The following is a 15042-nucleotide window of genomic DNA, read 5'->3' as shown; positions in this document are numbered from 1 at the left end:
TGTTGACGCGCGCCCGTTATGCTTTTCAAGGCGTCGATAGATTTGATGCATTCTATGTCGATGTATGCCATCAGGTAATCACGGCAGCTAATTGGTTTGAGGGTTTCAATTGTTTCGTATTGGCGCCGTGATTTGTTGCGTGGTTCTTGCGGGATGTAATTCCGTTTCGAGCGAAGGTCCGCTGGCTGGCGCTATTGTAAAAGATGCCGGTCAATCCAGTGTTGAATTAGGTCGCAGGAATGCCGCAGTTTTCGACATTATCGACATCGACAGCCGCAGTGCGCGCTTGGTTTCTGACTATGTTTCCTCCACCCTCAATCGCCGTTTTGGCATGGGCGGCGGCGTCGGTCCGGTCGTTATCGGTGTCGGCGACGCATTGAAGGTCACGATTTTCGAAGCTGGTGCCGATGGCCTGTTTTCGACGGCGCAATCGAAGCAGGTATCGCTCGATATCGTCGTGCAGCCGGACGGCACGGCGGCAATCCCGTATGCCGGCTCGGTTCGATTCGCGGGCAAGACGCTTGACCAGGCTCGCAAGGCGATCCTGGCGGCGCTGGCTACAAAGGCCGTCGAGCCCGATGTCGTCGTGACGAGCATGGGTACGCCGTCGCGCACCGTTACGGTTTCGGGCGCCGTTGGCCGTCCTTCCATGGTGCCGCTGGATCTGACCAGGGAAAAGATCACCGAAGTCATCGCCAAGGCCGGTGGCCCCTCGACGCAACCCTATGAAACCTATGTTACGCTGGTTCGCGGCAGCAAGACCGGCACGGTTCTGCTGAAGTCGATCATCGAGCATCCTTCGGAAGATATCTATGTACAGCCGGGCGACCAGATTTTCCTCGTCCGCGATCCGCGAACCTTCACCTTGCTCGGCTCTGTTCGTGGAGACGGCCGTATCGAGTTCGGGGCGAACGATCTGAATCTGCTCGAGGCTGTTGCCCTCGGTCATGGCGCGATCGACGATTCGAGCAATGCCAAGGGCTTCTTCCTGTTCCGCTACGAAGAGCCTGAAATCGCGAAGATTCTGCTCGGCCCCGCCCGTTTCCAGGAGCTGCTGCGCAAGGGAATGGTGCCGGATGCCAAGGGACGCTATCCGATCGTTTATCGGTTCGATATGTCCAATCCCGACAGCCTGATCGTAGGGCAGACCTTCCCGGTCAAGAGCCGCGACGTCATCTACGTGTCGCGCCATCCTTCCGTCGACATCAGGAAGTTCTTGAATCTTATCGGTACGCCGCTAGGCATCGCGTCCCAGGGAGCAGCAACAGCGGTGAATCTGGGGCAGTAATCCTGGAAAAATGAAGGAGCGGCGGTGCCATCTGGTCTCCCTGTGTTCCTATTCGTCGGCGGATGCCGACATCTGTATGATTGTGACGGATCGTGCCTTGTCGGCAACGGAAATTCATCGCGAACTGACTTGTCGAAAACGCGACAATCGTCGCAAGCAATAGCTGCGATCTTCGACTTGGATTGAAGGGTGTAAGAGATCGCATATTGCATCGGTTGTTGCGCTGCCGCATATTGGTTGCACACGCAAATTTTTTGTCGATAACAACCACAGATAATAACGTGCGCAGCTAATATTGAATTTAGCAGTTTGGTGCACTTCTTCGAGTATTGCTGAGAGAACATGACAGTTGAAATTATCGGACGCGCAAGCGTTGCCCCAGGGGCGAGTTCGATTGAAGAACTGCAGCTTGTCCTCAAGGAGGGGCGTTGTACCGTAAGCCGCATACCAGAGGAGCGCTGGGATCTTGCGCGCTTTTGGCATCCGGCTGTTGGTATTCAAGGGAAGACTTACAGTTTTGCAGCTGGCGTCTTCGAGAATGTCTACGCCTTTGATCCAGCGGTTTTCGGCCTTTCCCAGCGCGAAGCGATGCAGATGGATCCGCAGCAGCGCGTTCTTCTGAATATAGTCTGGCGCGCTTTGGAAGATGCAAACTTGCCGCTCGATGGATTCGAGGGGCAGCGCGTCGGCGTCTATGTCGGGGCATCCTCCCTTGAATATGGCAATCTGACGCTGGAAGACCCCGCCTCGGGCAGCCCGTATTTCATGACGGGCAACACGCTTTCCATCGTTTCCAACCGCATCTCGCACATATTCGGATTGCGCGGACCGAGCATGACGATCGACACGGCCTGTTCGTCGTCGCTGGTCGCCCTCGATCAGGCGGTGAAGGCGCTGGAGAGCGGCGAAATCGATACGGCAATCGTCGGCGGCATCAATATCCTGCTCAACCCCATGTCCTTCGTGGGGTTTGCGCAGGCACGCATGCTCTCCCCAGAAGGCCTCTGCCGCGCGTATGACGATAATGGCCGCGGTTATGTCCGCGCAGAGGGCGGTGCGGCGATCGTACTGCGCCGGACGGACGTTGCGCTTCGCGAGAAGGACCGCAGCTATGCCAGGATCCATGCCGTAGGGGTCAATTCTTCGGGACGCACCAACGGCATTTCCATGCCGTCCCGTGAGGCGCAGGCCGCCTTGCTTCAGTCGATTTATGAAGGCCGCAATATCGATGTCAATCGCATCGCCTTCATCGAAGGGCATGGAACGGGGACGAAGGTCGGCGACCCTGCCGAAATATGGGCGATCGGTGAAGTCATAGGCCGCAATCGGCGGGCGCCGGTGCCGATCGGCTCGATCAAGACCAATATCGGCCATACCGAACCCGCATCCGGCCTTTTCGGCCTATTGAAGGCTGTCATCGCGCTCGAAAATAATTTCCTGCCGGCGTCGTTGCATTTCGATCACCCGAACGAGTCTATCGATTTCGAAGGCCTGAACGTTCGGGTCAACACATCAACGATCGAGCTTCTTCCGGCCAAGCAGGCACGCTTTGCCGGGATCAATTCCTTCGGCTTCGGCGGAACGAACGCTCACGTTGTCATCAGCGATCCCGATCCGATCGCGCCGCCGGAGCCGCCAATCCGAGGTGAGGGGATCGTTTTTGCCGTCAGCGCTCATACTGCGTCCGCTCTTTCGACGCTGCTTGAAGACTACAGGACCCGTCTTGAAACTGCCGAACCCAAGGAGGCTCGTCAGATCGTTGCTTCCGCTGCTGCCAATCGCGAACCCATGCGTCATCGTTTTGCTGCCCGCGCAAAGGACAGCGCGGCCGTGCTTGCCGCAATCGATGCGCATCTTGCGGGCAGAAATTCGGTCGGCGAGGCGGGCGAAGCTCCGGCGCAGGCCGCCAAGATCGCCTTCGTCTTTTCCGGCAACGGCTCGCAATGGGCGGGAATGGGTGTCGGCGCCTATCAGGAAAACCGCCATTTCCGGCAATGCTTCCAATCCTTCAGCGCGCTCTTTGAATATTATCTCGGCGAGAAGCTGACCGATGTGCTCGTCGCTTCCGACCTTGACGCACGCCTGGCCGATACCAAGATCGCGCAGCCGCTGTTATTTGCAATCCAGGCTTCTCTTTCGGATTGTCTATGGTCCATGGGGGTCAAGCCCGATGCGGTCTTCGGCCATTCGGTCGGCGAAATCGCAGCCGCTTATGCCGCCAAGGCGCTGACGGCTGCCGAAGCGGTTGCAATCGTCGCCAAGCGCTCGCTGCATCAGGATCTCCTCGCCGGCGAGGGCAAGATGGCTGCCGTGGTGCTTGGCGAGGATGCCGCGCTGGCCTTTGCGAAATCCAAAGGTCTCGACAATATATGTATCGCGGCGATCAATGCTCCGAATTCGGTAACGATCTCCGGTCCGGCCGATGAGATAGAGGCCTACAGGGACGCTGCTCGCAAATCCCAGATCGTCGCGCATGTTCTCGATATCAATTATCCGTTCCATCATCCGATCATCGACCGCGCCAAAGAGGCTTTTTTTGCGGACCTGCCCGATCTCGCACCGGATAGCGGCACGGGGATCTTCATCTCGACGGTAACAGGCGAACTGCGCGACGGGCGCCTGCTGGACACGCAATATTGGTGGCGCAATGTTCGCGATCCTGTGCTTTTCAAGGCTGGTTGTCAGGCCGCGATGGCAATGGGATGCAACCTCTTCATCGAGATTTCGCCGCGCCCGATTCTGTCGAACTACGTGGCGGAGATCGCCAAACAGGCATCCGTTCAGGTCATTGCGATACCGACCTTGCTACGGGAAGCGCCTGTTGCCGACCATGATCCGGTTTCGCAATCATTTGCGCGGGCAGTCGCCAATGGAGCGCCTGCGCTGCGTGCCCGCGGCAGTGCCACCCGCAACGCCTTCGTCAAACTTCCGTCTCTGCCTTTCGAGCCACTGGAGCTTCGCACCCCTCCGACGACGGACGAGATCGATATCTTCGGTCGGGATCGCAAGAGCCCATATACGCTGCTCGGTTGGCGCGCCGATCTTAATGGTTCGAATTGGAAGAACCATCTCGATGCCCGTCTCTTCCCGGACCTTGCTGAACATGTGGTCGACGGCAAGGCTATCATGCCAGGTAGTGGTTTCGTCGAGATCGCAGTAACGGCGGCGCAACGCTATTACGGGACGGATGAGGTTGAAATCGGCAATCTCGAAATCATCCGGCCGCTGGAATTGTCCCAAGATCGAATGGTCGAGCTGTCGACCGTCCTGTCGCCTGAGACCGGAGATATCGAGATCCGGTCGCGCGAACGCCTGAGCCATGACGAATGGGCGGTTCACGTGGTTGGACGTTGCCGCAAGCCGCTGGCCGGCGAGGGATACAGCGGATCCCTCGAGCGATCGGGAACAGAGCGCAAATCGACGCTGACCTCCGACGTGGCCTACGAAACGGCGGATCGTTTCGGATTGCATTATGGCCCGCATTTCCAGCTTCTGTCGAAAGCCGTGGCATTCGGTCATCATGCGATCGAAGTGGATCTGAAACCGGCTGCCCCGCCGTCTCATCCCTTCGCCAGCTATAATCTCAACCCCATGTCGATCGATGCGGCGTTTCACGGACTCGTCGCATTGTTCGATCAATTCTCCGGCGGCGAAACCGGTGCTCCCTATATTCCCGTTCATTTCGGCACCGTGAGAGTTTTCGGCAAGGGAAGGCCGATCGTCAAAGCCGTTATCGAGATCGAGCGGTTCAGCGCGAATTCGATCAAGGCCCGTTTCACCCTGTTCGATACAGATGCCATGCCGGTCGTCGTTCTTGACGATAGCCGTTTCCGCCGCACACAGCTGCGCCGCAGGGCAACGTTGGATTCCGTCGCTTTTCATTACGAGGGCGTGCCTTCGGCTCTTTTCGCCGGCGGAGACAGAACCGGCGCCGGCATACGGCGAATTTCATCATACGGCAGCTCCGATGGGAACCATGCACTCAACAATGCAAGTCTTCTTCTTGATGCCGCGATCTATCGGGCCTGCTATGATATCGCGCTGAAGGTTGCGGACCGCAACGGTACCGTCGCATTCTCCGGCCTTCCCGGCGATCCCGAGTTCAGGTCTTTCCTCGTCAATTGCCTCTACATTTTGGAGGACGCCGGCATCGCGGAGACGGGAGACGGCAGGTGGCATGTTCCCCTGGAGCCGACGCTGCCGCCGGTGGCGGAACTGTTGCAGGAAATCTATCGCGAGGACGCCGGGCGCGTGGCCGAGAGTATCCTCGTTGGCGATGCCTATCGCGAGACGCTCGAGCATCTGGCGATGATACGTCCGCATGTGCTGGGGCGTGAGCCTGCGGCCCAGGGCGCAAATATGCCGGGTGGGGCGACGCTGGAGCATGTGCTTGTACATTCTCCGTTGAGCCAGAGACGGCTTTCGATGCTGGCAGAGGCATTGGCTTCCTCCATCGAGGCCAATGACGGGCCGATCGGGCACGTTCTTGAGGTCGGCTCGATATCGGTTGCGTTCAGTCGAAAGTTGGCAACGATCGCCGCAGCCTCAGGTGCATGTCTCGTGATCGCTGAGCCGCGCGAGCAAGCCCGTCGAGCATTGGAGATCGCCTTTGAGCGTGACGCGCATGTTATCGTTGCCGATCCTGTCAGGCTGACGGATCACCGTGTCGCCGACATCGTGGTCGTCTCCGGCGATCAGAGCCAGCATCTGATGCGCCACAATGACGAGATCAAGCGGATGGTCCGGTCGGTCGCCGCCAGCGGCGCGCAGCTGCTGCTCGTCGATCGCGCACAGAGCGCCTTCAATGATTTCGTCTTCGGTCTTTCCGAAAGCTGGTTTGCCGATAGCCAGTCGCCGGAATTCCCGGTCGGACGGCTCGGTACGCCCCAGCAGATTGCCGATCTCCTCGGAACTCTGGGCTTTGCCAAGCCTCTGATCCAGGAACAGACTTTCCCCGAAGGCGCGCTGATTACGGTGTCGGCTGTCTCCGAGCGGCAGCCGGCAGAGGATATTGTTGCGGAAGCCGTCGATCCGATCCTGATCTTATCGGAGCAAGGCCGGAAGGGTCTGGGCAAGCTGGGCAAGAATATAACGATCATCGATCTCGACGCATCGTCTCCGGATATTGTCGACGCTCTCGATGCCATTGACCCGGCTACGCGCCGCGTCGTTTATCTTGCGGATATGAAGCGCGGCGATGCAGCGGAACTCTCGTTGTCACGTCTCTCCGCCTTCACGCAGTTGGCGAACCTGCTGTCCCAGCACGCCGATGGAGCACGGCCTCGAATGGTCATCGTGGCGCCTGGCGGCTCTCCGCTGTCGGCTGGCTCTCTCGATGGTGCCAATGCCGGCCTGTGGGCTTTCGGACGCGTCCTGCAGAATGAATATGATGCCTTTGACGTGCACCTGCTGGATGCCGATATGGCTGGCAGTCGAGCGCTATTGGTGGTCGATACCCTGATGGTCGCGGAAACGGACAATAGGGAATGGTTCCTGGAGCGCGCGACCGGAAGGGTCCGGGAAGTCCGAGCTGTGGCCGGTCCCTTCGATGCCATCGAAGCGAGCCGCAGTGATTTCACAGCAGCAACGATCCGCCAGCATGTGAGCGGGCGTCTGGACAGCGTAGCCTGGGAGGAGGCGAGTCTTCCCGTGGCCGACGGGCGCGAAGTTGTCGTCTCCGTCGAAGCCACGGGCCTCAATTTCCGGGATGTCATGTGGGCTATGGGCGTTCTGCCTGAGGAAGCATTGGAAGACGGCTTTGCCGGTGCCACGATCGGCATGGAATTCGCCGGGCGAATTCTTGCCGTGGGCAATGCGGTCGATGATCTCAAGCCGGGCGATAAGGTGATGGGGATCGGGCCTGCAGCATTCTCGACTCATGTGCGTGTCCATCGCGATGGCGTGACAAAGCTGCCGGAGCAGATGGAAACCGTTGCTGCCGCCACTGTGCCGGTTGCCTTTCTGACCGCCTATTATGCCATGGTCGAGCTTGGACGCATTCAGCCTGACGAGACCATCCTGATCCATGGAGCTGCCGGCGGCGTCGGTCTGGCTGCACTCCAGATCGCCAAGCACAGGGGAGCGAAGGTGATCGCCACGGCCGGCACAGTCGAGAAGCGCGGCTTCCTCGAAATGCTCGGTGCCGATCACGTGCTTGATTCCCGCTCTCTGGATTTCGTTTCCGGCGTGCGGCGGCTTACGGGCGGCGAGGGTGTCGATCTCGTTCTGAATTCGCTCTTTTCGGAAGCGATGGAACGGAGCATCGAGCTGGTCAAGCCTTTTGGCCGTTTCCTGGAGCTTGGCAAGCGTGATTATTACGCCGACCGCAAGATCGGCCTGCGTCCATTCCGGCGCAATGTCAGCTATTTCGGTATCGATGCCGATCAGCTTCTGGTCGATGTACCCGACCTGACACGGCGCATATTCAGGGAGATCGGTCAGCTTTTCGCCGAAGAAAAGCTGACGCCGCTGCCGTATCGCGCCTTCGCTTATGACGAGATCGGCAACGCTTTCCGGTTGATGCAGAATGCCGGCCATATCGGCAAGATCGTGGTGCGCCCGCCTGTTGCGCGTGTCGACAGCGTCTTGCGAGCGCCTGCGAAATCTCTGCGCTTCGATGCTGGAGGCGTTTTTCTCGTTGCGGGCGGCATTGGCGGCTTCGGCCTATCCGCCGCCGATTGGCTTGTTTCCAGGGGTGCGCGCCGCATAGCTCTGTGCTCGCGCCGAGGCATTGCCGATACGGAAACGAAAAAGGCGATAGCCGATTGGGCCAGGCGGGGTGTGGTGACGACGCTACATGCCTGCGATATCACCGATGCTGCCGCGGTTGAGACGCTGCTTGCCTCGCTTCGTTCCGAAGGACCGCTGAAGGGTGTCGTTCATGCCGCCATGGTTCTGGACGACGCGCTGCTCGCCAACCTGACGCCGGAGCGCAATCGTCCCGTTCTCGAGGTCAAGATCCGTGGCGCCGAAAACCTGGATCGCTCGACGCGAGACGACAAGCTGGAGCTTTTCCTGCTGTTCTCCTCGGCAACAACCATGCTCGGCAATCCCGGCCAGGCGAATTATGTGATGGCAAACGGCTACTTGGAGGGCCTGGCGCGTGCGCGCCGCGCTGCCGGCAAGCCCGCGCTCGCCGTCGGTTTCGGCGCCATCGCCGACAAGGGCTTCCTTGCCCGCAATATCGAGGTCAATGATCTCCTTTCCAAGCGCATCGGCAAGGCTGCGCTGAAGGCACGCGATGCTCTGGAGCAGGTGGAGCGTTATATGCTGGCGGATAGAGGCGCGATCGATGCAGCGGCGGTCATGATCGCCGAGATCGATTGGAATGCCGTGCGCCTGCTGCCGATCTCAGGCCGGTCGCTGTTCGAGCCGCTGATGCGCCATGCAGGCAGTCATCAGGTCTTCAACGAGGGAGACAACGTCGATCTCAGGGAGCTGATCAGGGGGAAGTCGGAAGGGGAGGCTCAGGCCGCACTGCATGCGCTCATCGCTGCGGAGATTGCCGCCATCTTGCGCGTGACGGAAGACACGGTCACGCCTGACAAGGTGTTGAAGGATATCGGGCTCGATAGCCTGATGGCCATGGAGCTCGGCATGAGTTTCCAGCAGAAGACCGGCTTCGATATTCCTCTGAGCGGCGTAGGCGAGGGTACCACCGTGGGCGATGTCGTCAGCCGCTTGCGTGATCGTGTCATGAATCGCAATGGTGATGATGGTAATGGCGACGCAGCGGGTGATGACCGCGTGGTCGAGCGTCTGGCGCGCAGCCATGCCTCAGACCAGGAAAAAAGGGCCGTCCAGTGACCACGTATGATGCCGATGATGGCAATCCGGCGGAGCGGAAGAAGAGCAAGCTGCTCGAACAGATGCGCCGAGTTGGCGAATCCTCCGGCCGCAATCGGACCGAACGGCTGAACCGGCAACCGCAGGCACAGCCGCGCCAGGTGACGCGCTTCGAGGATCTGCCGGAATACAAGCGCGTCGCAACGCAGCGCATTGCGGGGGAGTTGCTTGGCGTTGCCAATCCCTTCTACCGATCGCATGATGCCGCTGCGGGCGCGACGACGCGCATCGGCGGGCGCGAGTTCGTCAATTTTGCTTCTTATGACTATCTGGCGACCAATACCGATCCGCATGTCGCCGCACGCGCGAAAGAAGCGATCGATCGCTTCGGAATTTCGGCGTCGGCAAGTCGCCTCGTGGCAGGAGAGCGGCCTGGTCACGTCGAGCTCGAGCGCAGGCTCGCCGCAGTCTATGGCGTCGATGCCGCCGTCTGCTTTGTCAGCGGCTACCTGACCAATGTTGCCGCGATCGGCTGCCTGATGGGGCCGCAGGATCTCGTGATCCACGACGAATTCATTCATAACAGTGCGCTTGCCGGCATCAAGCTTTCCGGCGCTGCTCGCCGGCTGTTTCAGCATAATGATGTCGACAGCCTCGAAAATATCCTGAAGACGATCTCATCGGATTTTCGGCGTGTCCTCGTCATTGTCGAAGGCATCTATTCCATGGATGGCGATATTGCCGATCTGCCGGCCCTGCTGGAATTGAGGGCGCGCTACGGTTTTTGGCTGATGGTCGACGAAGCGCATGCGCTTGGCATTTTGGGCAAGACGGGCCGCGGCACGTTCGAGCATTTCGATCTCGATCCGCGTGATGTCGATATCTGGATGGGCACGCTGTCGAAGACGACCTCCAGCTGTGGCGGCTATATTGCCGGCAGCAGCGCACTTGCCGATATTCTAAAAGCGGAAGCCGGCGGTTTCGTCTATAGCGTCGGTCTATCACCGGTTCTCGCCGCCGCCGCCATTGCTGGCCTCGATATCCTCAAATCCGAACCGGAGCGAACCGAACGCCTCAGGCGTAACGGCCATCTTTTTCTCGAAGAAGCAGAGGCGGCGGGTCTCGATACCGGCCTCAGCATGGGCCATTCGGTGGTGCCCGTGATCGTCGGCGATTCGCTTCGTGCGGCGCAGCTTTCGAACGACCTGCTCGCCGAAGGCATCAATGTGCTGCCTATCATCCATCCGGCGGTGCCGGAAGGCATGGCGCGGCTGCGCTTCTTTATCACCTGCAATCACACCGAGGAACAGATCCGGCGGGCGGTCGCGCTCACGGCCGAAAAACTCAAGAGTTTGGAGGACCGCAATTTCGGTCTTGCCTCGCTGGATATGGACAAGATGATGCAGCTGCTGCCCCTGGCTCAGGCTCCAGGCGGCTCATAAGTTCGGGGCGGTCGTCTCATGCACGTTATCGTCACGGGAGGTTCAAGCGGAATTGGTCTGGCGGTAGCGAAGCTTTATGCGGCCAGGGGCGCTCGAGTTTCGCTTCTTGCCCGCGATGTGGGGCGGCTCGAAGCGGCGCGCGCCGAAATCGCAGCGCTTCCCGGCGTCGACGGCGCCTTCATCCGGGCGGCTTCCGCTGATGTGGCCTCGGCCGAACAGACTGCGGAGGCGGTAAAGCTTTGCGAGGCGTCCCTTGGTCCGTGTGATATCCTCATAACTTCTGCGGGCATCGTCGAGCCTCGCGCCTTCGATGCAATGCCGGCATCGGTTTTCGATGAGCAGATATCCATCAATGTCGTCGGGACGGCCAATGCGGTTCGCGCTGTTTATAAAGGCATGAAGAGCCGGCGCGGCGGCCGGATCATGATGATCTCTTCGGGCGCTGCCTTGATCGGTATCTTCGGCTACACCGCCTATTGCGCATCCAAATCTGCGTTGGAGGGTTTTGCCGAAGCTTTGAGCGCCGAGGCTGGTGCTTCGGGCGTAAAGATTTCGATCTGTTTTCCGCCCGATACGATGACGCCGCAATATCGCCGGGAAATCTCGCTCAGGCCTCGCGAGGCGGAGGTGGTGATGGGGGCCGTCAAACCGTGGAGCGCGGAGGCGGTCGCGGCAAAAATCGTCCACGGACTGGATCGCGGCAAGCGGAGAATCCATTTCGGATTTTCGCTGACGGCGCTTGCATTTTTCGGACCATTGATAAAACCGCCGCTGCTATGGTGGTTTTCGCGCACGACGCGAAAAATATTTGGTGGGGAGGGGGCGCGCGGTCTTGCCGATACGGCCGAGCAACGCTTTGATAGTGATAAGTAATACGAAACAACTACCGGTGTTGCGCTGTCGGTGAAACACGTGCAAGAGAAGGTAAGTCAGGGAATTGGCGGCCCGTTCCTCGCGGATATGAGAAATGTCATAGAGGCAGCGGGCATTTGGATGGCGCAATCTTGAAGCTTCATGATTTTCCAGTTCTTTTGACGCTCGCCTGCTTCGCGTTTTCCTGCGTCATCGTCCTGCTGACTGATCCTTTCGCAATGCCGGCTGCCGTCACCGCCGAGAATCGCCCGAAAAGAAGCTGGCGGCGGGTAGCCTGCGACTGGGCGGCGAGGATTCCGGTTATCATATTGATCTATGTCGCCTTCTTCGCCATTTCGTGGCGCCCGCTCTACAGCACGCAGGCTGTCATCAGCTTCTTCGTCATCTTCACGGGCATATCGAGGGCGAAGTTCGAGTTTATCCGTGAGCCTCTGGTTTTTTCGGACATCGCGCTCGTCGTAGATGTCTTCAAATACAAGGAGATCTTCTACGCGACCTCGCTGAACATCGTCTTCTGGATCATCGCCTTTGCTTATGTTTTCGGCCTCAGCGGCCTCTACATGTATCTCGAGCCGTCGGTTTTGCCTTCGTTGAACCAATTGCTGTGGGTACTGTTGATGTTGGTGGTTGCCTTCGCGCCATGGCTCGCGCTGTTCAGCAGGGTCGTCAGCGAACCGGTCTGCCGTTTCACACAGAAGTTTCTCGGCAGGGTTGATGTGAAGATCGATACAGTGCGGTTTGGCACATTCGCTTCCGTCGTCTTTCATTTCGTCATCTGGGTTGGTGTCCGGCGCGAGGCGATCGTCTCGGAATTGTCCGGGCGCTTCATGTCAGCGCTTCAGGAGCTTTGGGACCATGGTGAAGACGAACCGCTCATCGTCGTCTGGCAATCCGAATCCTTCATCGACCTCAGACATTTCGGCGTCGACAATATCAAGTTTCCCAATCTCGACCGCCTGCGTGAGCAGGCCGCGCAATGGGGCCGCATGACCAGCGTCTTCGAGGGTGGTTATACGCTGCGAACCGAATTTGCCGTCCTGAGCGGGCTACTGCCCGAAAATGTGCATATCGATGCCAGCTACCCCTATCTGCGCGCCAGCCACTATAAGGATGTGGTCTGGCCGGCGCGGCTGAAGAAGGCGGGCTGGAAGACGCAGTTCATCCATCCCTACGACAAGACATTCTTCCTTCGCCACAAGGCATTGCCGCAGCTCGGCTTCGACCGGATGATGATGCTGGACGAGTTTGATCACAATCCGGAACGCGATGGACCCTATGTCAGCGATCTCTCGCTGACCAAGAGTGTGATTCGGACGATCGACGACGATGGCGTGGGCAAGAATTTCCTCTTTGTCGCATCCATGGCGAACCATGGCCCCTGGGAGCCGGGCCGCTGCGGCGACCTCGTCAATCCGGTGGATATCTATGGCGAGCTCCTGATGCGCGCCGATCATGCACTCGGCAATCTCGCCCATCACCTCGACAGGCTGGATCGCCCGGTCTGGCTGCTCTTCTATGGTGATCATGCGCCCTTGCTGAAAGCCTTTGCCGATCCTTTCCCAGATCCGCGCACCGATTACGTCATCGTTCCGTTAGGCCGCGCGCGCGCCCATTCCCAAAAGCCGCAGCCACCGCAGGAAGAGGCGCCCTGGAATCTGATCGGCACATTGCTGCACTATGCCGGGCTTGCCACCGAGGTCGCGGAATGATGCCCAGTGGGGAAGGGGTCACGCGCCCGCGCGTCTTCCTCTTCCTGCAGGGCCCATCCTCGCCTTTGTTCGTTGAGACTGCCAGGATATTGGAAAAGGCTGGCGGCCGCTGCATCCGCATCAACTTGAATGCCGGGGATTGGATTTCTTGGCGCTGCCGCGGCGCCTCCAATTATCGCGGCGGTTTTGCCGGATGGCGCGCCTATGTCAGGCAGCGAATCGAGGCCGAGAACGTCACCGACCTGATCCTGCACGGCGAGGAGCGCCCCTACCATAAGGTTGCCATCGAGGAGGCGCGGCGTGCCGGCGTCACCGTCAATGTCGTCGAGATGGGATATTTGCGGCCTGACTGGGTAACGCTCGAGCGAGATGGCCTCTCCTCCAATTCGCACTTTCCGGCCGATCCTGCCCATATATTGAAAGCAGCGTCCAAGCTGCCGGAACCGGATTGGAAACGCCGCTACAACCAGACTTTCCTGGCGGAAGCCCTTTATGATCTCGCCTATTATCTCCCGACCGTCTTTCTGTGGTTCCTCTATCCAGGCTATCGGCGGCACGGGCTCTACCATCCTCTAATGGAATACGCCGGCTGGCTGAGGAAACTTTCTTTCAGGGGCAGGAGGGCGCGAGAGGCAGAGGGTGTGATCAAGGATCTGCTTGCCGCCGGCAAGCGCTTCTTCGTCTATCCGCTGCAGCTTCAGACCGATTTTCAGTTGCGAGCGCACTCGCCCTTCCATCAGCAGCAGGATGCTATCCGGTTGATTCTTCGTTCCTTCGCGAAGAATGCGGCATCCGACGCGCATCTCGTCCTCAAGCTGCATCCGCTCGATCACGGGCTGGTGGATTGGCGCGCCTATGTCGACCGCATCGGCGCCTCATGCGGATTGTCGGCGCGCATTCATCTGATCGATGGTGGCAATCTCGATCGGTTGATTGCCGCCAGCCAGGGCATGGTGACGGTCAACTCGACGGCGGCGCTTTCCGCGCTGCAGGTTGGGAAGCCGGTCAAAGCGCTGGGAGCGGCGATCTACGATATCGATGGTTTGAGCGATCAAGGTAGCCTGGATCGATTCTGGTGGGAGCCGATCCCGCCGTCGCCGGAGCTATGCAGCGCATTTTTTCGCCTGCTGGCCGCGACGGTACAGGTACGCGGCAACTTTTGCTCGCGCGAGGGCGCGCGCGCCGCCGCCGCGCAGATCGCGGGGAGACTGCTGTCGCGGACGGTCAACCTGCCGGATGCCTACATCGAGCCGCCGCCAAGGCAGCGGCCGATAAAATTTCATGTGCCGTAATGAAGGTGCAATGGGATGGAAGAGGAATAGTTGCCCCTGCGAGGGTCTTCAGGCTGAAATTGACAACGAGGCCACTTACATGTGGACTGATACAGAACTCAGCGCAGCGATTCGACACTGGGAATGAATGTGGATAACGGTTTGCCGGGAGCAAACGCCATGGATGACAGCAAGATGGAACGATTCATGTTGAAGGAGCTGCTTGTTATCATAGCAGCCCTCGTGCTTGTTTCCGTGGTGCTTCTGGCCGTCATCATTCTCGGCAACTACTGAGCCACAGATGTCGGGCACACAAAGGCGCTCATCGTGATTGCTGCCTACAGCCGCAGATCATTCAAACTGACAATCAAATATGTGAATAATGGTGGGCGATGAGAGACTCGAACTCCCGACATCCTCGGTGTAAACGAGGCGCTCTACCAACTGAGCTAATCGCCCTTCTGCGAAGCGGGTCGTTGGCCCGCCGCGTTCGGTGGCCGTGATCTATGCGGAACGACGACAAACCGCAAGAGTGTTTGTGAAGATTTTTTGATTTTTTTGAATTTTACACCTCTCCGGCCGTCGTCATCCACATGAGCAGATGTGAGGCTTGCTGGATTGCTCCTGTGCATATCAGGCGCCAATGAAATGCGTGGAGCGGGAACCTGCCATGT

The 15042-nt window shown here is 59.0% G+C and carries 6 protein-coding genes and 1 tRNA gene; 6 read left to right on the top strand and 1 reads right to left on the bottom strand.

Annotated features, from left to right (window positions below):
- Positions 1-109: 109 nt before the first annotated feature.
- The 6 genes from FBZ99_RS03730 to FBZ99_RS03705 all read left to right on the top strand — a co-directional run bounded on the left by FBZ99_RS03730 (position 110) and on the right by FBZ99_RS03705 (position 14389).
- Positions 110-1288 carry a polysaccharide biosynthesis/export family protein gene (locus tag FBZ99_RS03730; RefSeq protein ID WP_145631414.1) on the top strand — a complete coding sequence of 393 codons (1179 nt, stop codon included), beginning with the start codon at positions 110-112 and terminating at the stop codon, positions 1286-1288.
- Between the two features lie 342 nt (positions 1289-1630).
- Entirely contained in the window at positions 1631-9094 is a 7464-nt protein-coding gene (locus tag FBZ99_RS03725; protein ID WP_145631411.1) for a type I polyketide synthase, read from the top strand.
- 62 nt (positions 9095-9156) lie between these two features.
- The gene (locus tag FBZ99_RS03720; protein ID WP_246661079.1) at positions 9157-10515 is read left to right on the top strand and encodes an aminotransferase class I/II-fold pyridoxal phosphate-dependent enzyme; all 1359 of its coding nucleotides are present in this window, start codon (positions 9157-9159) and stop codon (positions 10513-10515) included.
- 18 nt (positions 10516-10533) lie between these two features.
- Positions 10534-11388, top strand: a complete 855-nt coding sequence (locus tag FBZ99_RS03715; RefSeq protein WP_145631409.1) for an SDR family oxidoreductase — start codon at positions 10534-10536, stop codon at positions 11386-11388.
- A 131-nt stretch (positions 11389-11519) separates the two neighbouring features.
- Positions 11520-13097, top strand: a complete 1578-nt coding sequence (locus tag FBZ99_RS03710; RefSeq protein WP_145631406.1) for an LTA synthase family protein — start codon at positions 11520-11522, stop codon at positions 13095-13097.
- Entirely contained in the window at positions 13094-14389 is a 1296-nt protein-coding gene (locus FBZ99_RS03705) for a capsule biosynthesis protein (protein ID WP_145631402.1), read from the top strand. Before FBZ99_RS03710 ends, FBZ99_RS03705 begins: the two co-directional genes overlap by 4 nt.
- A 362-nt stretch (positions 14390-14751) precedes the next feature.
- Here the strand turns inward: FBZ99_RS03705 and FBZ99_RS03700 are convergent.
- Positions 14752-14827, bottom strand: a tRNA-Val gene (locus FBZ99_RS03700).
- Between the last annotated feature and the right edge of the window lie 215 nt (positions 14828-15042).

Origin of the sequence: Rhizobium sp. ERR 1071 (assembly GCF_007828675.1) — a bacterium.
GTDB lineage: Bacteria > Pseudomonadota > Alphaproteobacteria > Rhizobiales > Rhizobiaceae > Rhizobium > Rhizobium dioscoreae.
Note: the sequence above shows the minus strand (reverse complement) of the source record. Positions and strands in the feature narration are given on the sequence as shown.

Bases quoted from the DNA above. Each gene is read 5' to 3' on its own strand.
- FBZ99_RS03725 (WP_145631411.1), top strand. From the start codon at position 1,631: ATGACAGTTGAAATTATCGGACGCGCAAGCGTTGCCCCAGGGGCGAGT.
- FBZ99_RS03705 (WP_145631402.1), top strand. From the start codon at position 13,094: ATGATGCCCAGTGGGGAAGGGGTCACGCGCCCGCGCGTCTTCCTCTTC.
- FBZ99_RS03715 (WP_145631409.1), top strand. From the start codon at position 10,534: ATGCACGTTATCGTCACGGGAGGTTCAAGCGGAATTGGTCTGGCGGTA.
- FBZ99_RS03720 (WP_246661079.1), top strand. From the start codon at position 9,157: ATGCGCCGAGTTGGCGAATCCTCCGGCCGCAATCGGACCGAACGGCTG.